This is a genomic window from Paraburkholderia sp. RL17-373-BIF-A (assembly GCF_046030175.1).
In the GTDB taxonomy this organism is placed as follows: Bacteria; Pseudomonadota; Gammaproteobacteria; order Burkholderiales; family Burkholderiaceae; genus Paraburkholderia.
Genome location: NZ_JARESO010000006.1, coordinates 247,980 through 273,193 on the forward strand (window position 1 = coordinate 247,980; position 25,214 = coordinate 273,193).

28 protein-coding genes, 1 tRNA gene and 1 riboswitch are annotated in these 25,214 nt (G+C 62.6%); of the genes, 18 read left to right on the forward strand and 11 right to left on the reverse strand.

The features are described 5' to 3' along the window. Positions 1-14 precede the first annotated feature (14 nt). Positions 15-1,379: an MFS transporter gene (locus P0D80_RS10130; protein WP_408283356.1), complete on the reverse strand. Its 1,365-nt coding sequence runs from the start codon at positions 1,377-1,379 to the stop codon at positions 15-17. A 353-nt stretch (positions 1,380-1,732) separates the two neighbouring features. On the opposite strand from P0D80_RS10130, the gene P0D80_RS10135 reads away from it, so the two are divergent. Beyond that, positions 1,733-2,566 (forward strand): EAL domain-containing protein, encoded by an 834-nt coding sequence (locus P0D80_RS10135; RefSeq protein WP_132375965.1) that lies wholly within the window; start codon positions 1,733-1,735, stop codon positions 2,564-2,566. A 38-nt stretch (positions 2,567-2,604) separates the two neighbouring features. Here P0D80_RS10135 and P0D80_RS10140 read toward each other — a convergent pair whose 3' ends face one another. Next, positions 2,605-3,390 (reverse strand): IclR family transcriptional regulator, encoded by a 786-nt coding sequence (locus P0D80_RS10140; RefSeq protein WP_408283359.1) that lies wholly within the window; start codon positions 3,388-3,390, stop codon positions 2,605-2,607. A 104-nt stretch (positions 3,391-3,494) separates the two neighbouring features. On the opposite strand from P0D80_RS10140, the gene P0D80_RS10145 reads away from it, so the two are divergent. After that, complete coding sequence (locus P0D80_RS10145) at positions 3,495-4,685, forward strand: acyl-CoA dehydrogenase (RefSeq protein WP_132375967.1); 1,191 nt, start codon at positions 3,495-3,497, stop codon at positions 4,683-4,685. A gap of 155 nt (positions 4,686-4,840) precedes the next feature. Here P0D80_RS10145 and P0D80_RS10150 read toward each other — a convergent pair whose 3' ends face one another. Beyond that, on the reverse strand, positions 4,841-5,479 hold the full coding sequence (locus P0D80_RS10150) for a peroxiredoxin (RefSeq protein ID WP_116119029.1): 639 nt from the start codon (positions 5,477-5,479) through the stop codon (positions 4,841-4,843). Positions 5,480-5,822: 343 nt separating this feature from the next. On the opposite strand from P0D80_RS10150, the gene P0D80_RS10155 reads away from it, so the two are divergent. The 3 genes from P0D80_RS10155 (at position 5,823) to P0D80_RS10165 (ending at position 7,233) form a co-directional block, all read left to right on the forward strand. Beyond that, the gene (locus tag P0D80_RS10155; protein WP_007179108.1) at positions 5,823-6,125 is read left to right on the forward strand and encodes an ElaB/YgaM/YqjD family protein; all 303 of its coding nucleotides are present in this window, start codon (positions 5,823-5,825) and stop codon (positions 6,123-6,125) included. A 133-nt stretch (positions 6,126-6,258) separates the two neighbouring features. Further along, positions 6,259-6,645, forward strand: a complete 387-nt coding sequence (locus P0D80_RS10160) for a phage holin family protein (RefSeq protein ID WP_408283363.1) — start codon at positions 6,259-6,261, stop codon at positions 6,643-6,645. Positions 6,646-6,753: 108 nt separating this feature from the next. Then, positions 6,754-7,233 carry a DUF3318 domain-containing protein gene (locus tag P0D80_RS10165; RefSeq protein WP_408178887.1) on the forward strand — a complete coding sequence of 160 codons (480 nt, stop codon included), beginning with the start codon at positions 6,754-6,756 and terminating at the stop codon, positions 7,231-7,233. Between the two features lie 39 nt (positions 7,234-7,272). Here the strand turns inward: P0D80_RS10165 and P0D80_RS10170 are convergent, their stop codons facing one another. The 7 genes from P0D80_RS10170 to glyA all read right to left on the reverse strand — a co-directional run bounded on the left by P0D80_RS10170 (position 7,273) and on the right by glyA (position 12,073). Next, positions 7,273-7,701 (reverse strand): type IV pilin protein, encoded by a 429-nt coding sequence (locus P0D80_RS10170; RefSeq protein WP_408178845.1) that lies wholly within the window; start codon positions 7,699-7,701, stop codon positions 7,273-7,275. Between the two features lie 10 nt (positions 7,702-7,711). Beyond that, on the reverse strand, positions 7,712-8,323 hold the full coding sequence (locus P0D80_RS10175) for a pilus assembly PilX family protein (protein ID WP_408178846.1): 612 nt from the start codon (positions 8,321-8,323) through the stop codon (positions 7,712-7,714). Further along, a complete protein-coding gene (locus P0D80_RS10180; protein WP_408178847.1) occupies positions 8,320-9,132 on the reverse strand; it encodes a PilW family protein in 813 nt (270 codons plus the stop codon). Before P0D80_RS10180 ends, P0D80_RS10175 begins: the two co-directional genes overlap by 4 nt. Next, the gene (locus P0D80_RS10185; RefSeq protein ID WP_408178848.1) at positions 9,129-9,575 is read right to left on the reverse strand and encodes a type IV pilus modification PilV family protein; all 447 of its coding nucleotides are present in this window, start codon (positions 9,573-9,575) and stop codon (positions 9,129-9,131) included. The genes P0D80_RS10180 and P0D80_RS10185 overlap by 4 nt, the downstream gene beginning before the upstream one ends. Continuing rightward, positions 9,572-10,132, reverse strand: coding sequence for a GspH/FimT family pseudopilin (locus tag P0D80_RS10190; RefSeq protein WP_408178849.1), 561 nt, complete (start codon positions 10,130-10,132; stop codon positions 9,572-9,574). Before P0D80_RS10190 ends, P0D80_RS10185 begins: the two co-directional genes overlap by 4 nt. 204 nt (positions 10,133-10,336) lie before the next feature. Next, positions 10,337-10,819 (reverse strand): transcriptional regulator NrdR, encoded by a 483-nt coding sequence (nrdR, locus tag P0D80_RS10195; protein ID WP_132375973.1) that lies wholly within the window; start codon positions 10,817-10,819, stop codon positions 10,337-10,339. Between the two features lie 6 nt (positions 10,820-10,825). Then, a complete protein-coding gene (glyA, locus tag P0D80_RS10200) occupies positions 10,826-12,073 on the reverse strand; it encodes a serine hydroxymethyltransferase (protein WP_408283368.1) in 1,248 nt (415 codons plus the stop codon). Positions 12,074-12,239: 166 nt separating this feature from the next. After that, a riboswitch (ZMP/ZTP riboswitch) is annotated at positions 12,240-12,348 on the reverse strand. A gap of 241 nt (positions 12,349-12,589) precedes the next feature. Between glyA and ydfG the strand changes: the two genes are divergently transcribed. The 11 genes from ydfG to P0D80_RS10255 all read left to right on the forward strand — a co-directional run bounded on the left by ydfG (position 12,590) and on the right by P0D80_RS10255 (position 21,113). Beyond that, positions 12,590-13,336, forward strand: a complete 747-nt coding sequence (ydfG, locus tag P0D80_RS10205; RefSeq protein WP_408283371.1) for a bifunctional NADP-dependent 3-hydroxy acid dehydrogenase/3-hydroxypropionate dehydrogenase YdfG — start codon at positions 12,590-12,592, stop codon at positions 13,334-13,336. Between the two features lie 71 nt (positions 13,337-13,407). Beyond that, entirely contained in the window at positions 13,408-13,887 is a 480-nt protein-coding gene (gene ybgC, locus P0D80_RS10210; RefSeq protein WP_408178851.1) for a tol-pal system-associated acyl-CoA thioesterase, read from the forward strand. Positions 13,888-14,042: 155 nt separating this feature from the next. Continuing rightward, positions 14,043-14,720, forward strand: a complete 678-nt coding sequence (gene tolQ / locus P0D80_RS10215) for a protein TolQ (protein WP_012431821.1) — start codon at positions 14,043-14,045, stop codon at positions 14,718-14,720. Positions 14,721-14,730: 10 nt separating this feature from the next. Continuing rightward, complete coding sequence (tolR, locus tag P0D80_RS10220) at positions 14,731-15,177, forward strand: protein TolR (protein WP_012431820.1); 447 nt, start codon at positions 14,731-14,733, stop codon at positions 15,175-15,177. After that, a complete protein-coding gene (tolA, locus tag P0D80_RS10225; protein ID WP_408178852.1) occupies positions 15,174-16,193 on the forward strand; it encodes a cell envelope integrity protein TolA in 1,020 nt (339 codons plus the stop codon). The genes tolR and tolA overlap by 4 nt, the downstream gene beginning before the upstream one ends. Before the next feature lie 139 nt (positions 16,194-16,332). Then, positions 16,333-17,625, forward strand: a complete 1,293-nt coding sequence (gene tolB / locus P0D80_RS10230; RefSeq protein WP_408283376.1) for a Tol-Pal system beta propeller repeat protein TolB — start codon at positions 16,333-16,335, stop codon at positions 17,623-17,625. A 32-nt stretch (positions 17,626-17,657) separates the two neighbouring features. Beyond that, complete coding sequence (gene pal, locus P0D80_RS10235) at positions 17,658-18,167, forward strand: peptidoglycan-associated lipoprotein Pal (RefSeq protein ID WP_120297782.1); 510 nt, start codon at positions 17,658-17,660, stop codon at positions 18,165-18,167. Positions 18,168-18,186: 19 nt separating this feature from the next. Further along, positions 18,187-18,936, forward strand: a complete 750-nt coding sequence (gene ybgF / locus P0D80_RS10240) for a tol-pal system protein YbgF (protein WP_132375979.1) — start codon at positions 18,187-18,189, stop codon at positions 18,934-18,936. A 183-nt stretch (positions 18,937-19,119) separates the two neighbouring features. Further along, a tRNA-Lys gene (locus tag P0D80_RS10245) sits at positions 19,120-19,195 on the forward strand. Positions 19,196-19,607: 412 nt separating this feature from the next. Then, positions 19,608-20,066 (forward strand): hypothetical protein, encoded by a 459-nt coding sequence (locus tag P0D80_RS10250; protein ID WP_408283381.1) that lies wholly within the window; start codon positions 19,608-19,610, stop codon positions 20,064-20,066. A gap of 234 nt (positions 20,067-20,300) precedes the next feature. Then, entirely contained in the window at positions 20,301-21,113 is an 813-nt protein-coding gene (locus tag P0D80_RS10255; RefSeq protein ID WP_408283384.1) for a mechanosensitive ion channel family protein, read from the forward strand. 132 nt (positions 21,114-21,245) lie between these two features. Here the strand turns inward: P0D80_RS10255 and P0D80_RS10260 are convergent, their stop codons facing one another. Further along, the gene (locus tag P0D80_RS10260; RefSeq protein ID WP_132375981.1) at positions 21,246-21,917 is read right to left on the reverse strand and encodes a DedA family protein; all 672 of its coding nucleotides are present in this window, start codon (positions 21,915-21,917) and stop codon (positions 21,246-21,248) included. A gap of 206 nt (positions 21,918-22,123) precedes the next feature. On the opposite strand from P0D80_RS10260, the gene mutL reads away from it, so the two are divergent. Then, the gene (mutL, locus tag P0D80_RS10265) at positions 22,124-24,181 is read left to right on the forward strand and encodes a DNA mismatch repair endonuclease MutL (protein WP_408283387.1); all 2,058 of its coding nucleotides are present in this window, start codon (positions 22,124-22,126) and stop codon (positions 24,179-24,181) included. A gap of 33 nt (positions 24,182-24,214) precedes the next feature. Beyond that, positions 24,215-25,162, forward strand: a complete 948-nt coding sequence (gene miaA, locus P0D80_RS10270; protein ID WP_408283390.1) for a tRNA (adenosine(37)-N6)-dimethylallyltransferase MiaA — start codon at positions 24,215-24,217, stop codon at positions 25,160-25,162. The last annotated feature ends 52 nt before the right edge of the window (positions 25,163-25,214 follow it).

Below are 25,214 nucleotides of genomic sequence, written 5' to 3' on the forward strand. Positions count from 1 at the left end.
TCGATCTCGTCATCTCATGCGGTCCGCGGCTCGGACGGCTGGCCGCGTTGGCGCGTCGCGGCGGCCAGCGCGATTACCAGCAGCGCGGAGCACAGCACCGGCAGGGCCGCCGCATGAAACAGCGCGGCGTTCGACCAGTTCAGCGCGATCAGTTGACCGCCGATCAGCGGTCCGATCACCGAACCGATCCGGCCAATGCCGAGGCTCCAGCCGATCCCGGTCGAACGCAGCGTGGTCGGATAGAAATGACCGGCCAGTGCGTTGACCGCCGGTTGTCCGCCGACCACGCAGAAGCCGCCCGCGAACACCACGAGCAACAGCCAGGGCAATGCATGCGCCACCGTGCCGATCGTGCCGACCGCCAGCGCCGCGCCCGCGAAACACACGAACTGCACGCGCACAAAACCAAACCGTTCAATGAACCAGCCTAGCAGCAAGGTGCCGACCACGCCGCCTGTTTGCAGCACCGTGCCGACGATCACTGCCGTGCCCGGCGAATAGCCGGCGTCGCGCATCACGGTAGGCAGCCAGTTCGACAGAAAGTAAAGATCGATCAGGTTCATGAAGCTGATCGCCCACAGAATCAAGGTTACCGGGCCGCGGCCGGCCCGGAACAATTCAGCGACCGGCGCGCCGCCGTTGCCCTTCTCACGCACGACGAGCCGCGTGTTCGCGTCGATCGGCAGCGCCGGGTTGAATTTCGCGAGCCAGCGCAACGCGCGCTCGCTGCGGCCCTTGAGAACCAGAAATTGCAGCGATTCCGGCAACGCTGCAAGCATCGCCAGCGCGAGCAGCAGCGGCACCGCGCCGCCCACCCAGAATACCGCGCGCCAGCCATAAGCCGGAATCAGCGCGGCGCTGATGAAGCCGCCGAGCGCCGCCCCCAGCGTGAAGCCGCACGACACCAGCATCATGCGCTTGACGCGATGCGCGGGGGTCGAGAATTCGCCGACCAGCGCCATCGCGTTCGGCATGATGCAGCCGAGGCCGAGACCGGTGATGAAGCGCAGTGCGATCAACGCGGGGATCGTGGTGACGAAGGGCGTGGCCAGCATCGACAGCGCGAAGAAGAAGGTCGAACCGATCAGCACCGGACGGCGGCCGATGCGGTCAGCCAGCACCGACAGCCCGAGCGCGCCGAGCAGCATGCCGAACAGGCTGGCGCTGAACACCGGACCGAGCGCCGCCTTCGAGACATGCCATTCGCCGATCACGCTCGGCGCGACGTAGCCCATCGCCTGCGCGTCGAACCCGTCGATCACGAGGCACAGCCCGCATAGCGCGAGCAGCAGCAACTGGAATGCCGGGTGATGCGTTTCGCCGAGCACGCGCTCGACTTCGATCACATTGGCGGCGGCCGCGGCCGGTTTTGCGCTCATTGGGTCGTCTCCTGATGCTGACTGGATTAATTCGATGGTGGCGGCGCGGCTGAAACGGCCGGACAGCGCCAGTGGGCGGCGCATGCGCCGCGCGCACGGCACAAGTCATCTCGCCATCGCAGTCGCACCGCAATTTACGTATAGTAAAATGAATTATGATTAGTGAAATTAACGTAAACCCTGAAAAACCATCCAAGAATCCCGGACAGCCAGTCGGCACAAGCGTTCGACGGATAACGTTATGAGCAATTTGTTCATGTGACGGCGGTGCAGACTGCTACCATCAGTGGATGCGGCAATCGAGTCGCGTTGCCGCGCGCCGAGCGCCTCACTATCGCCATCCATACGTCTACATGATTCCGCCGACCATCCCCAACCTCATTGCCCGCGCCGCCGATCATCCGTTTCTCGGCGAGCATCTGGTAATGGGTCAAGGCCTGCATCACGACGTCGCGCTGGCGCAATTCGACGGGGTCGAACTCGCCAGCGCCTATGAACCGATCTTCGATATCAGCGTGCATGCGTTGGCGCAGTCACTGTCGTCGGGGGTCGAGGGGGTGGACCGTTTCGGCGATGAACTCGGCTTTCAGGCCGTCACGCACCGGGTCGAGGCGGCGCCATTCGACGTGTTCGATCCGTTCGACCGTATCGCCGACGATCAGGAACTGGTCGCGCTCGACCGCATGTCACGCGCGCTGCACGCCATCAATTTCTTCGGCGCGCAGCGGCATGGGTTGCTCTTTTTGCGCGTGCACGAGCGGCTGCTCAAGAGTGTGAAGTACGACCACGGGCGTCATTTTTCGAGCGTGCTGTTGTCGTTCGGATTGAACCCGTCGCGGGTGGTGATCGAGTTGCCGGCTGCGGCGGTCGCGCACAAGACCTTTCTCGGCTATCTGACCAAGAGCTACCAGCACTATGGATTCAAGGTGGCGGGGAATCTGTCCAACGCCGGGCAGATTCTCTCCGTGTCGGAAACTGCGCGCCTCGACTTCATCAAGATGGATGCGGGGACCGCTTTGCGCGATGCCACGGTTAAACCGCTAGTGGGTTATGCGGGCCGCTTGCGGATTCCGCTGATCTTCAACCGCGTGATGGATGAAACGCAGTTCGAGGCTTTGCAGCAGTACGACGTGCGCTTCGTGCAAGGCCCGTTGTTCAATGCGCATTATCACGATCGGGCGGTTTGAGTAGTTGGATTGACGCGTTGGCACACGCGCCGCCCACTTCAAACCGTATCGCCCAAACGCCGCGCAAGCGCTTTCAGCCGCGGCGCGACGTTGTCACGAAACACATCCTCTCCCATCGACGACGCCGGCCCGCTGCAACTCAGCACCAGCCAGCGCCCTTCGCGCGGCTCGCGAAACGGCACCGCGACCGCATTGACATCGTCATGCCAGGCACGGAACGAATAGCAGCAGCGCTGCGCGGCAAAGGCGGCGATTTCCTGCTCGGCGTCGGCGACCAGTTCGGCGCCGTCCTTCCCCGCCGCCTTCCTCAATTCCGCCAGTAACGCGGCGCGCACGTCGAGTGACTGCACGGCGAGATAGGCGCGGCCCATCGAACTCGTCAGCATCGACAGTTTCGAACCGGACGCCAACCCAAGCGTCAACGCCGTTTCGCTGCGGATCGTCTCCAGATAAATCATGTCGAGCCCATCCCGGCAACCGAGCGAGACCGCCGCCCCCACCTCGCGCGCGAAGGTGCGCATGTGCGGGCGCGCGAGTTCGAGCGTGTCCGTGCCCGAGAGCAGCGCGAAACCGAGCGACAGCACACCGGCGTCGAGTGCGTATTTACCCAGGGTTTCGTCGAGCCGCAGATAGCCGAGCACGGTCAGCGTGTAGGCGAGACGGTTGACGGTCGCCTTCGGCAAACCCGTGCGTTCGACGAAATCGCGGTTGCCGAGCATCGTTTCGCCCGGCTTGAACGCGCGCAGCAAATCCAGCCCGCGTGCAAGAGCGACCACAAATTTGCGCTCGTCGAGCGGTTCGGAGGGAGTAGATGTCGGCGTCATGGGGTGATACACTCGGACGTGGTTTGCAAAACATTGTTTCGCATAGCGGAACTTAAGTCAAGCGCAAACACGTTTCCGTCAAGCAAGGAATCAGGAGATAAGCCATGGCCGAGGCCGCGCAGTTTCACTGGGAAGACCCGTTGCTGCTGGATCAGCAGCTCACCGAAGACGAACGCATGGTACGCGACGCCGCCGCGGCCTACGCGCAGGACAAGCTGCAGCCGCGCGTGCTCGAAGCGTTCCGTCACGAGAAGACGGACATCGAGATCTTTCGCGAGATGGGCGAACTCGGCCTGCTCGGCCCGACGATTCCTGAGCAATACGGCGGCCCCGGTCTGAACTACGTGGCGTACGGTTTGATCGCGCGTGAAGTGGAGCGCGTGGATTCCGGCTACCGGTCGATGATGTCGGTTCAGTCGTCGCTGGTCATGGTGCCGATCTACGAATTCGGCTCGGAAGCGCAGAAGCAGAAATACCTGCCGAAGCTCGTCACCGGCGAATGGATCGGCTGCTTCGGCCTGACCGAACCGAATCACGGCTCCGATCCGGGCAGCATGGTCACGCGGGCCAAGAAGGTCGAGGGCGGCTATTCGCTGTCGGGCTCGAAAATGTGGATCACCAATTCGCCGATCGCCGACGTGTTCGTCGTGTGGGCGAAGCTCGAAGAAGACGGCAAGGACGCGATCCGCGGCTTCATTCTCGAGAAGGGCTGGAAAGGACTGTCGGCGCCGACCATCCATAGCAAAGTGGGCCTGCGCGCGTCGATTACCGGCGAGATCGTGCTCGACGAAGTCTTCGTGCCGGAAGAGAACCGCTTCCCGGAAGTCAGCGGCTTGCGCGGTCCGTTCACGTGCCTGAACTCGGCGCGCTACGGCATCGCCTGGGGCGCGCTCGGCGCGGCCGAAGCATGCTGGCACACGGCGCGTCAGTACGTGCTGGACCGCAAGCAGTTCGGCCGGCCGCTCGCCGCGAACCAGTTGATCCAGAAGAAGCTCGCCGACATGCAAACCGAGATCACGCTCGGCCTGCAAGGCGTGCTGCGCCTCGGCCGCATGAAGGACGAAGGCACCGCGGCCGTCGAAATCACCTCGATCATGAAGCGCAACTCATGCGGCAAGGCGCTGGACATCGCGCGGCTCGCACGCGACATGCTCGGCGGCAATGGCATCTCGGACGAGTTCGGCATCGCGCGGCATCTGGTGAATCTGGAAGTGGTGAACACTTACGAAGGCACGCATGACATTCACGCGCTGATTCTCGGGCGCGCGCAAACGGGCATTCAGGCTTTTTTCTGAAGGTTTTCTGAAGCGCGGATTACAACCATTTGCGATATAGCGATTGCCTCGGAGCCCGCGCGGCTCGATAAAAAAGCCGGTTCAATGTGAACCGGCTTTTTTCGTTCGACGCAGCGCGCCGTGGCTAACGGCCCGCTTCGTGGCGCATCAGCCGCTTACTTGTTCGGCTGCGGCGTCATGCGCAGATACGGACGCAGCGCCTTGTAGCCCTTCGGGAATTTCTGCTTGATGACTTCCTCGTCCTTCAGCGACGGGACGATCACCACATCATCGCCCTGCTTCCAGTTGCCGGGCGTAGCAACCGAGTGGCTGTCGGTGAGTTGCAGCGAATCGATCACGCGCAGCACTTCGTCGAAGTTGCGGCCGGTGCTGGCCGGATAGGTGATGATCAGGCGCACCTTCTTCTTCGGGTCGATCACGAACAGCGAGCGCACCGTGAGCGTCTCGTTCGCGTTCGGGTGGATCATGTCGTACAACTCGGCGACCTTGCGATCGCCGTCCGCGAGAATCGGGAAGCCGACATTGGCGGCTTGAGTCTCGTTAATGTCTTTGATCCACTCTTTGTGCGACTCGGCGCTGTCGACCGACAACGCGATGGTCTTCACGTTGCGCTTGTCGAATTCGTCGGCCAGCTTGGCGGTCAAGCCGAGTTCGGTCGTGCAGACCGGCGTGAAGTCGGCGGGATGCGAAAACAGCACGCCCCAACTATCGCCCAGCCATTCATGGAATTTGATCGGGCCGACACTCGACTGCTGTTCGAAATCCGGCGCGATATCGCCAAGACGTAGACTCATTGTGCAACTCCTATAGGGGTTTGGACATTGCCGCGCGACCATTTACCCGCGGCGCTCCGCAACGATAAAGCATACGGGAGGGACGGTGTATGACGAACGAACATCGCTTCACTACTTTATGCGTTTTTGTAATTTTCACCGATTTAGTGGAAACTTTGCGGGACAGATCAACTCCATCTTAGGCAAACTTGTCTGCACGTCGTGCAGGCGGTGGCGTTGTTTGTGGCTATGCTTCAACCGGGAACGGTTCGTGCGAAGTTGGAACCAACCGAGCCCTGCGCTCGCCAGCGGCCGTTTCTTTGGTTACGATTCACGCGTGGCGTGAGACGAAGGGGAGCTGTCAATGTCGGAAATCAACAAGGAGAGATTGATGTCGGATATCAAAACCGTCCTCGCGGACGCTGAAGATCTGCTGAAACAGGCCGCGAGCGCCACCGGCGAGCGTGCTTCAGAACTTCGTGAAACGGCGCTCACGCGCCTGAAGCAAGCCAAGGAAAAGGCGGCCGACGTTCAGGTCGTGGTGGTCGAAAAAGGCAAGAAGGCAGCCCGCGCCACCGACGACTACGTGCACGAGCATCCGTGGGCATCCATCGGCATCGCCGCAGGCGCCGGTGTGCTGCTTGGGCTGTTGATCAACCGCAAGTAACACTGCCGATGCCGCCGGGGCGTGTCTCGTCCGGCGCACCAGTAAATCGAGTTGACCGGCGCACGCCTGGCCGGTCCGCTTCTTCTGGCGCGCGCGCGCGCCGGTTAGGCCTTCACGCGCAACGCCCACAGCCATGACGATCGAAACACAATCGCAGCGCGGAGAACATAGTCCGTTACGCCGCATAATCGGTTCCGTGTTTGCCATTCTGCAAACGCGGCTGGAACTGGTCGGCATCGAACTCGCCGAGGAAAAGGACCGTTTGCTCGGCGTGCTGTTCCTCGGCCTTGCCGCCATGATGCTCGCCACCATGGCCCTGATCGCGCTGACCGCGCTGATCGCTATCGCCTTCTGGGACACTTACCGCTGGCAGGCGCTCGCCAGCATCACCGCGGTCTATGCGATTGCGGGATTAGCTTGTGCGCTAAAAGCGCGCAGCGGTTTGCGCAATGCTCCAATGGTGTTCGAAGCGACCCTCGCCGAGTTTGAAAAAGACCGCGACGTGTTCCGCAAACCGTGACCTTGAAGGCGCAACGGCGTGCCCTTCGCGCCTTGCGTCTTGCTTGAGAAGCTCGCGCGAAATGCAGCGCCGTTCCACCGCCCCACCATTCACTGCCGCCGACACGCCATGAGCCAGATCCATCCCGACACCGCATTCCGTAACAAGCGCCACCAGGCCAAAGATCTGAGCGCACCGCATTTGCGAGCACTGCGCAAGGAGCTGCTGCTGGTGCGTGCGGATGTCGAGCGTATGGAACTCGCTCAAGCGACCATCGAGTTGCGACAGGCGGTCACGCACTTCAGCTGGCTCAAATTTATCCTGCCGGGCTTCGGTGGCATGCGTGTCGGCAAGGGCTCGAAGGCGAGCTTTATCAACGCGGGGAGCATCGGCGCCCTTCTCAAACAGTATCCGCTCATCAGCTCGATCGTCTCGATCCTCCTCGCCAAGCCATTGCGTACGACAGTCGTAGCCGGCGCCAAACCCGTTTTGAAGTGGGGCAGTCTTGCGCTTGCCGGGTGGGAAGGCTATCGGATCTGGCAGCAGATAAAGCGAGATTCGGCGGCCTCGTCTGGCAACAAGGCTGAATCCACGGACAGCGGTTACTGAGGGCAGACGCTGCGGGCCGTGTCGCCTCGGCTCGACTCGCTAGCTTGTATTCCAGCAGTCGCCGATAAGGGACGTCGAACCGCTTGCCCCGTTTTTGTTGCCGCGTAATCCTGTCGCATCGAGCGTGAAAATGCCGCATGTGTCGTCGCGCATCGGGCCGGATTCGTTCGGCGTTGCCTCGATCGCATAGCCACCGTTTGCATCGTCCGCGGGCAGCACATGCAGGCGATAGACAGGCGTGCCGAATTGCGGCGCCTGATCGAGGCCGGGGGGCAATGTCGGCGCGCTGTCGCTTGCCGCTCCTTCGACGAATTGGGCCGCGCGATAGAGCGCGGACGCCGCGTCGATTCGATGAGTTCGCGCAATATGGCTGCGATACGAAGGCACGGCAAAGACGGCCAGCGTAGCGGCGATCGCTAGCGTAATCATCAACTCGAGCAGCGTGAACGCGGATGCATGCGGCTTCATGTCGCCTCCGTCAAAAAGGTCTGGCGGCAACGCGTCGCCAATGACGTTCGATTTTCTGTCCGTCGATCACCAGTTCCATTTGCAGCCATACCTGCGACTCGCTGACGCGGCCGAAGCCGCGCGAAGTCAATAAATACGCCCGAGCATCGGCACGAGTGGCTAGACGCCAGGCCTCGATCAGACATTGCGGCGCGCGCAGCGAGCCGGGCCATTGCGCCACCGGCGTAACGGCGCCTGCTTCGAATGCGGCTGCGAGTTTCCAATGTGTCGGCTCACCGGCTGCGACCGGCGTCGGCGCTCCGGACTGCGCGCTTGCAGCCGCGATGACACTGCGTGCGCATAAGTTCAGCGCCGAATCCGCGGCGTGAAAGGCCTGCAAATAGTCGCGGACGTTGGTCGTGCCGCGCGCTGCTGCGAGCGAGGTTTCGAACCATGCTGCGGAAGTGACCAACATCATTGTTGAAATCAGCAGGACGATCGGCAGGACCAAGCCGCGTTGGCGAGCGCGTGACACATTGCGACCCGTTCGGCTTGGGCCTGACAAGATTGCCGGGTCATCGTGGCATCTAACGCACTTCCCGTCCGCGCAGCTCGGCTGCATTTCCCTTCGTCGTTTTGTCACAGCGAATCCTCCACGTGGTTGCGTATCGCCACACGCCGCGAGAACGCCTGACGCGGCCGCGAGTCGGCGGCGAGAGCGCTCACGCCGTCGCAATCGACATAGCGCGCACGCTGTTGTCCCTGTGGCGCGCCGCGCACGAGAACACAGAGATCGACGGCGACGATCTTCGCCCATTGATCAGCCATCACGGCCGACGCGTCGATTGCGGCCAACCCGCCGGCCAACCAGTACTTGATCCGCAAGCGTTCGACGCCTTCGACCAGCGGTTGAGCGGACCCCGTCTTGCCGTTGCCCTCGCAGTAAAGCTCCGGCTCGCCGGTCGAACCGCTTGCTCTCGCGAAGTACCGGTTGACGACCAGCACGCCCTGGTCGCCGAGTGCCGCGTTGCTGCCAGTCACGGCCTGGCCGAGGCAGTCGGTCGTTTGTCCGCTGGTCGATGGCCATGTGGAGATGTTGTCGCCCACGTAGCGGACCGCGACACCGTCCGAGTGGCTGGGCAAAGTCTCGCAAGCGAGGCTATCGTCCGCGCCGGTCGGGCGGCCGCCCGAGCATCCGAACATCGGCGCGGGACTGTTGTATCGTGCGACGTCCGCGGGCACGAAGCCTGCCATTTGCAGTTGCTGGCCAATCAGCGTCAGCGCTGTCAGACCGGCCTCGCGAATCCGCATCGCATCGCTCGCGTGCTCGAACGCGCTCCGCTGCGTCGTATAGAGCGAGACTGCACCCGCAGTCACCAGTAGCCCCAGCGCCATAGCGATTACGAATTCGATCAGGGTGTGGCCGTAAGCAGGATTCGAACGCCGCATCATTTTGCAAACGCCAGCGCCACGCATGAAGAGCCAACCGGAAGATCCGCTCCGCCGCAGGACGCGGGCTTGTCGATGACATCGTCGGAATGCGGCATGTCGCGTAGTGATGTCCATGTCACGCGAGCAGCCGACACACCACCGTTGTCTCCCACCGAGGCTTCGCCATGCGGCAAGAGTACCGTGGCCCGTGCGCCCCATTGCCTGATTGCGGAGTCGCCAGCGGAGGGTGCGCTCATCGCTTCCGCGACGGAATCCGCGATCCAGGCAGCATGTTCGCGCATGGACATCGCGCGGGCTTCGCGTGCGGTCCACAACTGACCGGCGATCAAACCTAGTGCGGTGACCGCCATCAACGCGACCGCCAGCATGACCTCGATCAATGAACTGCCGCGACACTTCGACTCGCTGCGGCGCGAGTGCCGGCTCTGCGAATATCGGCTCATGACGCCGCTCCGCATGCACCCTCGACAATGCGCGCGCGGCCGCCCGCCGCGATACGAATGCAACGTCGCCACTTGTCCCCTTGCGTCGCCCTGGACGGCGCACGCGGCGCGATATCAAAACTGCGAAAGGTGCCGATCAATTGCCCCGCCGGCGGCGTAAACGTGAGATTCGTCTGCGTGCCGACGATGCTCACGGCCGCAAGCAGCGGTTGCGCACGCAATAGCGATAGCGTGCCGCCTCGTTCGGCCAGGACGGCCCAGCCGCACGACCAGTCAGCGACGCCATTGCCGCACGGCTGACCCGCGGCAAGACAATGCCGCGCGGCGTCGATCCGGCACACGGTGACGCGTGCGCCTCGGCGTAACGCCTCACTGCGCGCATAAGCGAGCGTCGACGCAAGCGCCTTTGCGCGGGCGTCGACCTGGTCGCGTACGTACCACGCTACGAACGACGGCGTGGCCATCACAGCGATGACAGCCAGCAGCGCGACCACGGCCAGCGTTTCGACAAGCGTAAAGCCGCGGCATCGCGGCGGACGGACTGCATTTCGATTCATCTGCATCCCTGATCGATTCGAAGAATGCAGTCAATCTAGCGATTTGCAAATCGCCCAACAATCGGCCGAATGGCCAGGTAGCACTCAGACGCTATCCCGCGCAAGAATGCACGCGACGAACCATAACGGCAGCGGGGGATACAGATGCGCGAAACAACGCGGGAGAAAACGGCGACTCAAACGCGACGCGAGATGCGACTACGTTCAGCGTTTGCGGGGGGGCTTGGGAGGAGAAGAGGCGCGGCGAAATTCTTCGATCACGTCTTCGAATTCGGAGACGTCTTCGAAACGCCGGTAGACGGAAGCGAAACGAACGTAGGCAATGGTATCGAGCGCACGCAACTCGTTCATCACGAGTTCGCCGAGGCGCTCGCTGCGCACTTCGCGCTCGCCGCTGCCGAGCAACAGATACTCGATGCGGGCGACCGCCGCGTCGATCGCGTCCGCTGCCACCGGGCGCTTGCGCAGCGCCAGTTGCATGCTCGCGACGATCTTGCGACGGTCGAATTCGGTGCGGCTGCCATCCTTCTTGACGACCGACGGCAACGCCAGCTCGACCCGCTCATATGTCGTAAAACGTTTGTCGCAGGCCGGGCAGCGGCGGCGCCGGCGAATCGTCGCGCCGTCTTCGGATACGCGCGAGTCGACCACTTGCGTATCGGCGTGACGGCAGAAGGGGCAATGCATGGCGGCTTAGCGGTAAACCGGGAAGCGCTGGGTCAGCTCAGCGACTTGCCCGCGCACACGTTCGATCGTGGCCGCGTCTTCCGGGTTGTCCAGCACATCGGCGATCAGGTTACCCACCTGCTCCGCTTCCTTCACGCCAAAGCCGCGCGTGGTCATGGCCGGCGAGCCGAGACGCACGCCACTCGTCACAAACGGCTTTTCCGGATCATTCGGGATCGCGTTCTTGTTGACGGTGATGTAAGCGGCGCCCAGCGCGGCTTCAGCAACCTTGCCGGTGATCTTCTTCGCACGCAGGTCAACGAGCATCACGTGGCTTTCGGTGCGGCCCGACACGATGCGCAAACCACGCTTGACCAGCGTCTCAGCCAGCACGCGCGCGTTTTCGACGACTTGCTGCTGATAGGCCTTGAACTCCGGCGACAGCGCTTCCTTGAACGCGACAGCCTTGCCGGCGATCACGTGCATCAACGGACCGCCTTGAATGCCCGGAAAGATTGCCGAATTGATCTGCTTTTCGAACTCGGCCTTCATCAGGATCACGCCGCCGCGCGGGCCGCGCAGGCTCTTGTGCGTGGTGGTGGTAACGAAATCGGCGTGCGGCACTGGATTCGGATAGACACCCGCGGCGATCAGGCCGGCGTAATGCGCCATGTCGACCATGAAGTACGCGCCGACCGACTTGGCGATCTTCGACAGGCGTTCGAAATCGATACGCAGCGCGAACGCGGAGGCGCCCGCCACGATCAGCTTCGGCTTGTGTTCCTGAGCGAGCTTCTCCGCGGCGTCGTAGTCGATGTCTTCGGCTTCGTTCAGGCCGTAGCTGACCACGTTGAACCACTTGCCCGACATGTTGACCGGCGAACCGTGCGTGAGGTGGCCACCATGCGCGAGGCTCATGCCCATGATCGTGTCGCCCGGCTTGAGCATGGCGAAGAACACGCCCTGGTTGGCTTGCGAGCCGGAGTTCGGCTGCACGTTGGCGGCTTCGGCGCCGAACAGTTGCTTCACACGGTCGATCGCCAGCTGCTCGGCGACGTCGACGTACTCGCAGCCGCCGTAGTAGCGCTTGCCCGGATACCCTTCAGCGTACTTGTTCGTGAGTTGCGAGCCTTGTGCAGCCATGACAGCCGGGCTCGTGTAGTTTTCCGACGCGATCAGCTCGATATGCTCTTCCTGACGGCGGTTTTCCTGCTCGATGACCTTCCAGAGTTCAGGATCGACGTTGGCGATGGTGCTTTGGGCTCTGTCAAACATACGGATTCCGTTGAATGTGTTCAGGTTAACCGGATCGTGCGCCGAATCTTGCGTAGAGGGTACGCAGCGCTGCTGGCGGCTGGGCCAGCCCTGACGTGGCGGATGGAGAGTCGCCGCACACGCGAGGCAGGACAGCCACCGTCAGCGCAGATCAATGCGCGCGGATCACGGCTGCCCAGGCGAACGGCAAAACGGCACCCTGCGCTTCACGGTGGGTTGTTCCACCTTGAACCCGGTTGCTTGAACCGGTTCTATCGCCAGTCACGCAGGGATGAGCGCGTTAGTTTATTGGAAGAGGATCGAATAGGCAACCAGCTTCCGGCCGCTGCCGCAGGCGCTCGCCGGGCGGCCCGCAGCGCCCTCTTGCGCGGCGCGCAAACATCTGAGGAAAGTCTTGCAAAAACCCGCGGCGCGTCCCTGCCACGGCCACTCGTACGGCTGGTTCATCCTTGCCGCAGCGCCGCAATGGAAGTAGGCTTGGGGCCTTTCTCTCTTATCAGCCTGGGAACCACTGCAATGATCGTGTTCGTCACCGGAGCGTCCGCGGGATTCGGCGCCGCCATCGCTCGCGCCTTCGTCAAAGGCGGCCATCGCGTCGTCGCCACCGCACGCCGCAAGGACCGCCTGCAAGAACTCGCCGACGAACTCGGCGACGCACTTCTGCCGTACGAACTCGACGTCCGCGACCGCGCCGCCGTCGAAGCCGTACCGGCCTCGCTGCCGGCCGATTTCGCCGCAGTCGACGTGCTGGTCAACAATGCCGGCCTCGCACTCGGCATCGAACCGGCGCAAAAAGCGAGTCTCGACGAATGGAACACCATGATCGAGACCAACTGCACCGGACTCGTTCAAGTCACCCACGCGCTCCTGCCCGGCATGGTGGAGCGCAATCGCGGCCACATTTTCAATCTCGGCTCGGCGGCCGGCAGCTGGCCCTACGCGGGCGGCAACGTGTACGGCGCCACCAAAGCGTTCGTGCATCAGTTCAGCCTGAATCTGCGCGCCGATGTCGCCGGCACCGCGCTGCGGGTGACGAACGTCGAACCGGGCCTGTGCGGTGGTACCGAGTTCTCGAACGTGCGCTTTCGCGGCGACGATGAAAAGGCCGGCAAAATGTACGAAAACGTGCAGCCGCTGACGCCCGAAGACATCGCCGGCTCGATCTACTGGATCGCCACGCGCCCGGCGCACGTCAACATCAATACGATCGAACTGATGCCGGTGGCTCAATCGTTCTCCGCTTTGTCCGTTCATCGCGGCTGAAAAACGCGGCTGAGGGCCGCCGGACGGGGCACACATCTTGAAACAGACCTAGGGGTGTGCGTTCCGGTAAAATGCGCCGCATGAATATGTCGACCAGCCAGCCCGGCGCGGAAATCGGCTACACGTGGCCGATTCGCGTGTACTACGAAGATACCGACGCCGGCGGCATCGTGTTTTACGCGAACTACCTGAAGTTTTTCGAACGGGCGCGCACCGAATGGCTGCGCGCGTGCGGCGTCGACCAGAATCGGCTCGCGGACGAAACGGGCGCGATTTTCATCGTCCGCAGCACCGCGGTCGATTATCGGGCGCCGGCCCGGCTCGACGACGTGGTCAACGTGGTCAGCCGGATCGAGCGGCTCGGCAGAGCGTCGGTCGATTTCGCGCAGGAAGCGTGGCGGGACGGCACGCTGCTTGCTACCGGGTCCATCCGGGTCGGCTGCGTGGACCGGATTACGCTGCGGCCGGCCGCGATTCCTCCGCCGGTTCTCGCCGCCTTGCGGCGCGGGCCGGGCGTGAGCGAGCCCGGCGTGTCAACGGACAATGACTGAACCCCGTTGTTACGGGGCCAGTGAACTCGTAACGATCAAGCAACACAAAGCATGGTTCGGCTTGCAATATCGCCGATGCTTCCGTTTTGCTCACGGCAAGCTTCGAGCGGCCTTGCAGCCGGACGCCCCCTTCCGGGACGTTAAAACGAACCTTTATGAACACTACACAAGATCTGTCGATCGTTTCACTCGTACTCAACGCGAGCCTGCTGGCGCAGGCTGTCATGGCTCTGCTGCTGTTGCTGTCGCTGCTGTCTTGGACTTTCATCTTCCGCAAGTGGTTTGCGATCCGCCGGGCGCGCGCGCAAACTGAGCGTTTCGAACGCGATTTCTGGTCGGGCGGCGACCTGCAGGCGCTTTATCAAAGTGCGGCGAACAACCGTCACACCATCGGCGCGCTGGAACGGATTTTCGAGTCCGGCATGCGCGAATTCCTGAAAGGCAAGGAAAAGCGCCTGAACGATTCGGGCGCGATTCTCGACGGCGCACGGCGGGCCATGCGTGCCGCGTTCCAGCGTGAAATGGACGTGCTGGAAGCCAACCTCGCGTTTCTCGCGTCGGTCGGCTCGGTCAGCCCGTATATCGGTCTGTTCGGCACGGTGTGGGGGATCATGAATGCGTTCCGCGGCCTCGCCAATGTGCAGCAGGCCACGCTGGCCAACGTCGCGCCGGGCATCGCCGAAGCGCTGACCGCCACCGCGATCGGCCTGTTCGCCGCGATTCCGGCCGTGGTTGCCTACAACCGCTACGCGCACGATATCGACCGTCTGGCAATCCGCTTCGAGACTTTCATCGAAGAGTTCTCGAATATCCTGCAGCGTCAGGCACAGTAAGGAGTCCACGATGGCAGGCTCTCGCTCCTCCAGCATGCGCGGCAGCCGCTCGCGCCGCGCGATGGCCGACATCAACGTCGTGCCGTATATCGACGTGATGCTCGTGCTGCTCGTGATCTTCATGGTGACCGCGCCGCTCGTGGCCCCGTCGATCGTCAATCTGCCGACCGTCGGCGGCGCGGCGCCGCAGCAGCAAACGCCGCCCGTGATCGTGAACATTCGCGCGGACGGCAACATGAGCGTCAAGTACAAGGACGATTCGGGTGCGCAGCAGCAGGAGAACATGACGAAAGCCGATCTGAACGGCTTTATCGCCGACCGTGCACAGTCGCATCCTGACCAACCCGTCGTGATCGCCGCCGACAAGACCGTCAAGTACGAAGTCGTGATGAACGTGATGTCCGAACTGAAAGCTCGCGGCGTCAAGCGCGTTGGATTGCTCGTCAAATCGCAATGATCCGCAAGAATTCCGAATACCCGCTCCAGCCACCGCGTGAACGCGGCACCGGGCGAGCCTTTGTGTTTGCGCTGGTGATGCACGCGCTGCTCGGGTTCTTCCTGTATCACGGCATTCAGTGGCAAAACAGTACGCCCGAAGGCGCGGAAGCGGAACTGTGGACCGAAGTGCCGGATACGGCGATCCCGCGTCCCGTTCCGCCGCCGCCCGTGCCGGTGGCCCCTCCTCCGCCGGTGCGAGACGAACAGGCCGACATCGCGCTGCAGGAAAAGAAGCGCCAGCAACAGGAGGCGGCTCGCCAGGCCCAGTTGGCTGAACAGCAGCGTCAGCAGAAGCTGCAGGCGCAACAGGAAGCCGAAGCGAAGCGTCAGCAGCAACTGGCGGCCGACCAGGCAGCGCAGCTCGCCGCGCAGAAGGCTGCGGCAGCCAAGCAGAAGCAGCAGCAACAGCAGCAGGCCGACAAGCTGAAGCAGCAGCAATTGGCCGACCAGCAAAAGCAGCAGCAGTTGAAGGAACAGCAGCAGGAACAGCAGAAGCAAGCCGAGGCTGAAGCGCAGAAGAAGGCCGATGCGCAGAAAGCGGCGAAGGCCAAGGCGCAAGCCGACGCCGCGGCGCAGGCGAAGAAAGTGGATGCGGAACGTCGCGCACGTCTTGCGCAGATGCAGGGCCTCGCGACCGGCGGCACCGGCTCGACGACCAGCGATGGTCTCGGCAAGAGCGGCACGGGCAGCGGCTCGGGTGGCACGGCGACATCGCCGGGGTACTCGGACAAGGTGCGTCGTGCGGTACGCCCGAATATCTCGTGGGGCGGCGAAACGAGCGGTCTGGAGACGGTGGTCTCCGTGCGCTGTTCACCAACGGGCACCTTGCTGGGCGCAACGATTTCGCGCAGCAGCGGCAACGCTGCGTGGGACGACGCCGCACTGCGGGCCGTCCAACGTACCGATCCGATGCCACAGGACATCAATGGCAAGACACCGACCAACTTCCTGATTACGTTGCGCCCGGCCGGTTGAGTCCAGTAGTTTGACAGTCAGTTGACAGCAGACGCCGCGCCCCGCCCACCGGGGCGTGCTCGGGAACGAATCAGTTCTTTTCGGGTCTGTCTGCTGTCTTGAAGCGTTAGTAAAACCGTTTTTGGGGAATCCATACAGCATGAGTTTGATGACCAAGCTAGGCCTGCGGACACTTGTAGCGTCGTGCCTGATCGCCGTCGGCGGCGCCGCCCACGCACAACTCAACGTCCTCGTGACAGGCGTCGGGTCCACCCAGTTTCCGATCGCAACGGCGAATTTCGCCAATGAAGCGAACTCGCCGCAACAGGTCAGCACGATCGTGCGCCAGGACCTGCAACGCAGCGGCAAATTCACGAACATCGACGCGGGCTCCACGCCGATTTCCGAAACCGATTCCGTCGACCTCGGCAGCTGGAAGGCCAAGGGGGCCAACGCATTCGTGTCGGGCAGCGTGAACCGCCTGCCGAACGGCCAGTACGAAGTGCGCTTCAAGCTGTACGACACCGTCAAGGGCGAAAGCCTCGGCGGCCTCGTGCTGGTGAGCCCGGAAAGCGGCTTGCGCATGAGCGCGCACAAGGTCGCGGACTACATCTACGCGAAGCTGGTGGGCGGCCGCGGCGTGTTCGCCACGCGCCTGTCGTACGTCATCAAGACGGGCGGCCGTTATCAATTGCAGATCTCCGATTCGGACGGCCAGGACGCGCACATCGCGCTGTCGAGCCCCGAGCCGATCATCTCGCCGGCATGGTCGCCTGACGGCACCAAGGTCGCTTACGTTTCGTTCGAAAAGAAGAAGCCGATCGTCTACATCCACGATCTGCCTACGGGCCGTCGCGTGGTCGTTTCGGACCAGAAGGGCAATAACAGTGCGCCGGCGTGGTCGCCGGATGGACGCACGCTGGCCGTCGCGCTTTCGCGCACCGGCAACACGCAGATTTTCGCCGTCAATGCGGACGGCAGCGGCCTGCGCCGTCTCACGCAAGGTAGCTCGATCGACACCGAACCGTGCTTCTCGCCTGACGGCCAGTCGATCTATTTCACCAGCGACCGTGGCGGCCAGCCGCAGATTTACAAGATGTCAGCGCAGGGCGAAAGCGCCGGCGCCGCTCAGCGCGTCACGTTCACGGGCAGCTACAACACCAGTCCGCGCGTGAGCCCGGACGGCAAACAGCTCGCTTACATCTCGCGCGTCGGCGGCGGGTTCAAGCTTTATATTCAGGACCTGCAGGGCAACACCGCCACAGGCCTGACGGACACGACACATGACGAATCGCCGAGCTTCGCGGCGAACGGTCAGTACATTCTTTACGCCACACAGGTGAACGGCCGTGGCGTGTTGGCCGCAGTATCGACCGACGGTCGCACTCGGCAGGTCCTGTCCGTTCAGGGTGGCAGCGTACGCGAGCCGTCCTGGGGCCCGTTTATGCAATAACGTTGATGCAATAACACAAGGAGAGTACTCAAATGATGTCAAAACTTCGCTTCGCTTTCGCCGTATTGATGCTTGGTGCGCTGGCCGCATGTCACTCGGGCGTCAAGCTCGACGAAAACGCAAACAAGGGTGGCGCAGTCTCGACGCAGCCGAACCCGACCGATGTCGCACAGGTCAACGTCGACCCGCTGAACGATCCGAACAGCCCGCTCGCCAAGCGCAGCATTTACTTCGACTTCGACAGCTACTCGGTCAAGGACGACTATCAGTCGCTGCTGCAGCAACACGCGCAGTACCTGAAGAGCCATCCGCAACGCCACGTCCTGATCCAGGGCAACACCGACGAACGCGGCACCAGCGAGTACAACCTGGCACTCGGCCAGAAGCGTGCTGAAGCTGTGCGCCGTTCGCTGTCGCTGATGGGCGTGACGGACTCGCAAATGGAAGCCGTGAGCCTCGGCAAGGAAAAGCCGCAAGCTACCGGTCATGACGAATCGTCGTGGGCACAGAACCGCCGCGCCGACCTCGTGTACCAACAGTAAGTAACGGGTGATGAGCCGAATGACGCATCGTTTCTCCTGGCTGCGGTTTGCCGCAGCGGCCTGCGTCGCAGGCACAGCCTTCGCGGCTGTGCCCGCGCATGCGGGCATCTTCGACGACGATCAGGCCCGTCAGGCCATTCTCGATCTGCGTTCGAAGACCGATAGCCTGTCGAGTCAGTTGTCGGCCGCGCAGCGCACGATCCTCGATCAGTCCAACCGTCTCGACCAGCTGAACCAGCAGGTCGCTACGCTGCGTGGGCAGAACGAGGACATGGCCAACCAGCTCGCCACGGTGCAAAAGCAGCAAAAGGACTACTACACCGATCTGGACACGCGTCTGAAGAAATTCGAGCCGCAGCAGCAGACGGTGGACGGCGTCCAGGGCGAGGTGCAGCCGGGTGAGACCGATTCGTTCAACGCGGCTTCGCAGCAGTTCCGCAACGGCGACTTCAAGAATGCGGCGGCGTCGTTCCGCACCTTCATCTCCAAGTTCCCGAACAGCCCTTACCAGCCGACCGCGCAGTACTGGCTCGGCAACGCGCTGTATGCACTGCGCGACTACAAGGGTTCGACGGCGACCTGGCAGGGTGTGGTGCAGAAATATCCGCAGCATCCGCGGGCGCCGGAAGCGCTGCTGGCAATTGCGAACAATCAGCTCGAGCAAGGTCAGAAGGCTGCGGCCAAGAAGACGCTGGAGCAGATCGTCGCGCAATACGGTGGCTCGGACGTCGCGCAGTCGGCCCAGAGCAAGCTGTCGCAGATCAAGTAGTTCATACTGGTTGAGTAGCTGGCAGTAACGCGCAGTGTCCGACGTCATAGCCACGCGCGCCTCTCGCTGGAAAGCCCGGGTAGTGATGCCCGGGCTTTTCACTATCTGAAGTGCTGATAGCTCGGATGGCCGCGATGGGTTGACAGCGCGCCGCGGCTATCGCTATAATTTCGCTTCTCTTTTGGGTCGTTAGCTCAGCTGGTAGAGCAGCGGACTTTTAATCCGTTGGTCACAGGTTCGAATCCCGTACGGCCTACCAAAAGATTCAAGGGCTTGCACGCGTTTGCGTGCGAGCCCTTTTCTTTTTTGCGGTTCGGCTTACGTGATGCGTCCGCGCGTGACGCCGCTGCCGTCACCGGCAAATGTGGTGGCTTTTCACGCCGGCTCCTTCTGCACTTCCCCTTCTCGCGCGCATCAACACTCAAACTCGCGCAAGAACGCCCGCGAAATTTATATCACAGCCGCATATAATTGCCGATCAGCGGCTACTCGCTTGCCTGCGGAAATCTTCGCGTACGCCGACATCTTTTTTGATGACCGCAGACTTTTCCCACAACACTCGCCACCATTTCACACAACGCGATCAGCATTTTCCAGCGTCCAATCTGACCGGCACAAACAGGAAACAACGGACACCGAACAGAACATTTATTGAGACATAAAGACGTGCAATGATCGCCGCCGATTCAGCGAAACCCGCTGCGACTCTGCGTGAGCAGACGCTTTGGCAACGCCGCAGCCCCCTGCGCTTTCATTCCACCGATATGACCAATTTTCTGTTCGACCTGTTCTCGAACCTGGCTTTGCTTGCCTTGGTGCTGGCCGCATCTCATCTGTGCAACCGCCTCATCCCCGGCGCTTCGCTCAACGGTTCGCACATATTCGCCGCATTGGCATCGGTTGCACTCCTGCTCGATGCCGCGCTGACCTTTCTGGTGTTCGCCGACTCGCAGAACCGCTACGGCCAGTTCAGCACATCAACTGCGTTCTTCGAGCGCGGCTGCGCGTACCTGCTTGCGATCATCGCCGCTTTCACGTGGCGTCGTGTCGCGCGGGGCGCGAAAGTCGGGGCCGGCAAAGCGCTCGTCGTCCACACGTCTCCGTATTCGAAATCGAACCTGCCGATGTAAGGCACGGCAAGCGCCATCGCGTCGAACGCGTCCGCCGAATCGCCTGCTTTTCCCGCCAGACAAGCCATATGAGCAACGGGAACGCTCCTTGCGAATGCCCGCGCCGTCGCCTATAACTTCCGAAGACCGAGTGTTACCCCGAGTTACCGCTTGCGCCCGTCGCCGGGCATTTGCCGCTGTATTGCACCACCGCTGTTCAATCAGTCGAAGGCAACTCACCCAACGAGGAACATCTTGGATCTCGAAACCGTACGCGTCTTCATCATGACCCGAGGCATCGACCTCGGCACCAAGGTCGTCGGGGCGATCGTTCTGTGGATCGTCGGCCGTTGGCTCATCGGCCTGATCACCGGCTTACTGCGCAAGGTGCTGGCGCGTAACGGCCGGGTCGATCCCACGCTAGCGCATTATCTCGGCTCGATTCTCGGCGCGCTGCTGAACCTGCTGCTGATACTCGCGATCCTGCAGGTGTTCGGTGTGCAGACGACGTCGTTCGCCGCACTGCTCGCCGGCTTCGGCCTCGCCATCGGCACCGCTTGGGGCGGCCTGCTTGGCCACTTCGCGGCGGGTGTATTCATGCAAGTGCTGCGACCGTTCAAGGTCGGCGATTTCGTCACCGCGGGCGGTGTCACCGGCACGGTTTCGGAGTTGGGGCTGTTCGGCACGACCATCGTGACGCCGGACAACGTAACGACCATCGTCGGCAACAACAAGATCTTTTCCGACACGATCTCGAACTACAGCATCCTGCCGGTGCGGCGTGTCGAGCTGACGGCGAAAATCGCCAACGGCGTCGATCCAACGGATGCGATGAACCGGTTGAAGGCCGCCGTCATGCAGATTCCGAATGTGGTCGAGAGTCCCGCGCCGGACATCGAAGTGCTGAGCTTCACGCCGGAAGGCCCCCTGCTTTGCGTGCGGCCTTACGCGCACAATGAGCACTACTGGCAGGTCTACTTCGACACCAATCGCGCCATCATCCAGACGTTCAAGGAAGCCGGCTACCCGACGCCGGAAACGCCGCTGGCGCCGCGTGCGGTGACCTGAGCATCGTCGTGCGACGCGGATTGCTCGCGTCGTCGATTGTTAAATCCACGAGATTCAGAAGTACCAAACGAAAACGGCGTCGCGAGATTCGCGACGCCGTTTTTTCATCTGGCTAGCTGTGCGATAAAAACGTCAGTGGCTACCCGGATTTGACGCGTTCTTACGCATCATCTTCCATACCGCGCCAAGCACGACGGGCACGATGGCCGCGCCGATACCCACCAGCACGATCACATTCAGATACTGACGGATAAACGGAATGTTGCCGAAGAAGTAGCCGAGCAGCGTCAGCAGCAACACCCAGAAAAACGCGCCGGCAAAGTTGAACAACTGAAACCGGCTCACCGTCATTTCCGATGCACCCGCAACGAACGGGGCGAAGGTCCGCACCACCGGAATAAAACGCGCGAGCACAATGGTTTTGCCGCCATGCTTCTCATAGAAGTTGTGCGTCTTCTGCAGCGCGCTGCGATCGAGAAAGCGTTCGAGAAAAGGAATGTGCGAATTGAACACCCGCGGCCCGATGGCTCGCCCGATCATATAGTTCACGGTATTGCCGCCGATGGCGGCCACGAGCAGCAACACGATCAGCAAACCAATATTCATCTCGCCGGTCGCGCAAAAAGCACCGCCGATGAACAGCAGCGAATCGCCTGGCAAAAACGGCAGAATGACGAGCCCGGTTTCGCAGAACACGATCAGAAACAGCACCGCGTAGACCCAGGCGCCGTACACGTGAATAAAGTCTCCGAGGAACTTGTCGATGTGCAAGACAAGGTTGACGAAATGTAGCAACGTGTCCAAAGAGAATCCTTTATTAAGCGAATGTGACGGTGGCGGAAACGGCCGTGTCAACAGGCCTGTTAGCGATGGCGGCAAGCGCTCACTCGCCGCCGGAAATTGACCGCGTCATGATACAGAAAGTGCCCCGCTACAATTAAAAAACTCCCGCGTTGGGGTGCGCTTGCCCGCGCTACAGGCTTGTCGCGCCGAATCGCTATAATTTCGCCATGTCCGAATTCTCCGAAACGCCTGCCGGCCTCGACGCCGCGGCCGCGATTTCCGCCGCCGCGCCCGCCCCACGCCCGTTACGCGCGATCCAGCCCCTTCCCGATCAGTTGATCAGCCAGATCGCCGCCGGCGAAGTGGTCGAGCGGCCTGCCTCGGTCGTCAAGGAACTGCTGGAAAATGCACTCGATGCGGGCGCGCAGTCGCTGCGCATCCTGCTCGACGAAGGCGGCGTCAAGCGCATCTCGATCACCGACGACGGCTGCGGCATCCCCGAGAACGAACTCGTGCTGGCGCTGATGCGCCACGCCACCAGCAAAATCCGCTCGCTTGCCGAACTGGAAGCGGTTGCTACGCTGGGTTTCCGCGGCGAGGCGCTGGCCTCGATCGCCTCGGTCGCGCAGATGACCATCACGAGCCGCACGGCCGACGCGGCGCACGCGGTGCGCGTCGACGCGGAAACCGGCGTGCTGAGCCCCGCAGCCGGCACTCAGGGCACCACGATCGAAGTCCGCGAGTTGTACTTCAATACGCCGGCGCGCCGCAAGTTTCTGAAGAGCGAGCAGACCGAACTCGGCCATTGTCTCGAACAGATTCGCCGCGCGGCGCTGGCGCGGCCGGATGTCGCGATTTCGGTGCTGCATAACGGCAAGGCGGTCGAGCACTGGAACGCCAGCGAGCCGCCGGTGCGGGTTGCGAAGATTCTCGGCGAGACGTTCGCGACGGCCCACCTGCCGCTCGACGAATCCGCCGGACCGCTTGCCGTCTACGGTTGCGCGGGCCTGCCGACCGCGAGCCGCGGACGTGCCGATCAGCAGTATTTTTTCGTCAACGGCCGCTTTGTGCGCGACAAGCTGCTCACGCACGCCGTGCGCGCCGCTTATGAAGATGTCTTGCATGGCGAGCGCTATCCGTCCTACGTGCTGTTCCTCGATCTGCCGCCTGAAGCGGTCGATGTGAACGTGCATCCATCGAAGATCGAAGTGCGGTTCCGCGATTCGCGCTCGATCCACCAGTTCGTCTTTCACGCCGTGCAGCGCGCCCTGGCGCGGCATGCGGGCGCATCGCCGGAAACGACGGCGGGCGGGCATGCGGCGCATCTGGAGCCGTCCGTCGGTGGACCGGCTTCGTTTGGCGCAACGCCGCTGGGTGGCGCGGGCGTCGGCGGTGCCAGCTTTGGTGCGGGCAGCGGTGCAAGCGGCACCGGCGGCGGCTTTGGTGGTGCATCAGGCGGCAGCTTCGGAGCGTCGTCGCAGCCCGGCAATACCTGGATGCGCCAGGCGCGCATGACGCAAGGTACGCTGCCGGTCGCGCAACCGCTCGCGTTTTACGACGCGCTCTTCGGCCGCAAAGACACCAACGCCGGCACAGCGGAAGGCGCCACGCTCTTCGAGGCGCGCGATTCGGCCGCCGAATCGCCATCGCCGTACAACACGTCCACGCCCTACCCGGCTCCCGCTTTTCATGCCGTCGACGAACAGCCGCTCGGCTTCGCACTCGGCCAGATCCACGGCATCTATGTGCTGGCGCAGAACGCGCACGGTCTGGTGATCGTCGACATGCACGCGGCACACGAGCGCATTCTGTACGAGCAGTTCAAAAACGCGTTGGCCGATCGCACGATTGCCGTGCAACCGCTGCTGATCCCGCAATCGATGCAGGCCGACCCGGTCGAAATCGGCACGGTGGAAGAAGAGCGCGACACGCTCGACGCGCTCGGCTTCGACCTCGCCGTACTGTCGCCGACTACGCTCGCGATCCGTGCCGTCCCGGCGCTGCTGAAAGACGCCGATCTGCAGGTGCTGGCGCGCGCGGTCCTCTCCGACCTGCACGCGTTCGGCGGCTCGCGCGTGTTGACCGAACGTCAACACGAGTTGCTCGGCACGCTCGCCTGCCATCACGCGGTGCGCGCGAACCGGCGTCTGACGCTCGATGAAATGAACGCGCTGCTGCGTCAGATGGAAGCCACCGAGCGCGCCGATCAATGCAATCACGGGCGTCCCACGTGGTATCAGTTGACGCTGTCCGATCTCGATCGGTTGTTCATGCGTGGTCAGTGACGTGACGCTGTTTCACCGGGCGCCCGCTTGCCCATGACTTCACGCCTAGCCACGGTTGTTCCGTGCCTGCTCGGCCCGACCGCATCCGGCAAAACCGCTGCCGCGCTGGCGCTCGCCGCGCGGCGCCCGGTGGAAATCATCAGTGTCGATTCGGCGCTGGTCTATCGCGAGATGGATATCGGCACGGCCAAACCGACCGCTGAAGAACGCGCGGTGGCGCCGCATCATCTGATCGATATCGTCGATCCGACCGACGCCTATTCCGCCGCGCAATTTCGCGCCGACACCTTGCGGCTGACCGGCGAGATCCATGCGCGCGGGCGTCTGCCGCTGCTGGTCGGCGGCACCATGCTGTACTACAAGGCGCTCACGCAAGGGCTCAACGATTTGCCCGCCGCCGACGCAGACGTGCGCGCCACGCTAGATGCCGACGCCGCACGCGAAGGCTGGCCTGCCCTGCACGCGCGGCTTGCCTCGGTCGATCCCGTGACGGCCGCGCGCCTCGCGCCGAACGATTCGCAACGGATTCAGCGGGCGCTCGAGGTTTTCATGCTGACCGGACAGACCATGTCCGCTTTGCTGGCCGAGCCCGCTCGACAGGACGACGCTGCGGCCGCGTGGCGCTTCGTGCCGATTGCGCTGGAGCCGTCCGAGCGCAGCGTGCTCCATGCGCGCATCGAGAAGCGCTTCGATGCGATGCTGGCCGGCGGTTTCGTCGATGAAGTGGTGAAGTTGCGCGAACGCGGCGATTTATCGCCCGAGATGCCGTCCATGCGCTGCGTGGGCTACCGGCAGGTCTGGGAGTATCTGGATGGCGCCGTCGATTATTCGACCATGCGCGACAAGGGCGTCTTCGCGACGCGGCAGTTATGCAAGCGGCAGCTCACATGGCTGCGCAGCATGACAGAGCGCTTAGTGGTGGATTGCTGCGATCCGCACGCGACGGCGCGGGTGCTTGAAGCGATTGAAGCGTTGCTTTGAAATTGTGAAGCTTTGAACTCGCGCGGCGCCAACTATCGCACACCGCGCGGGT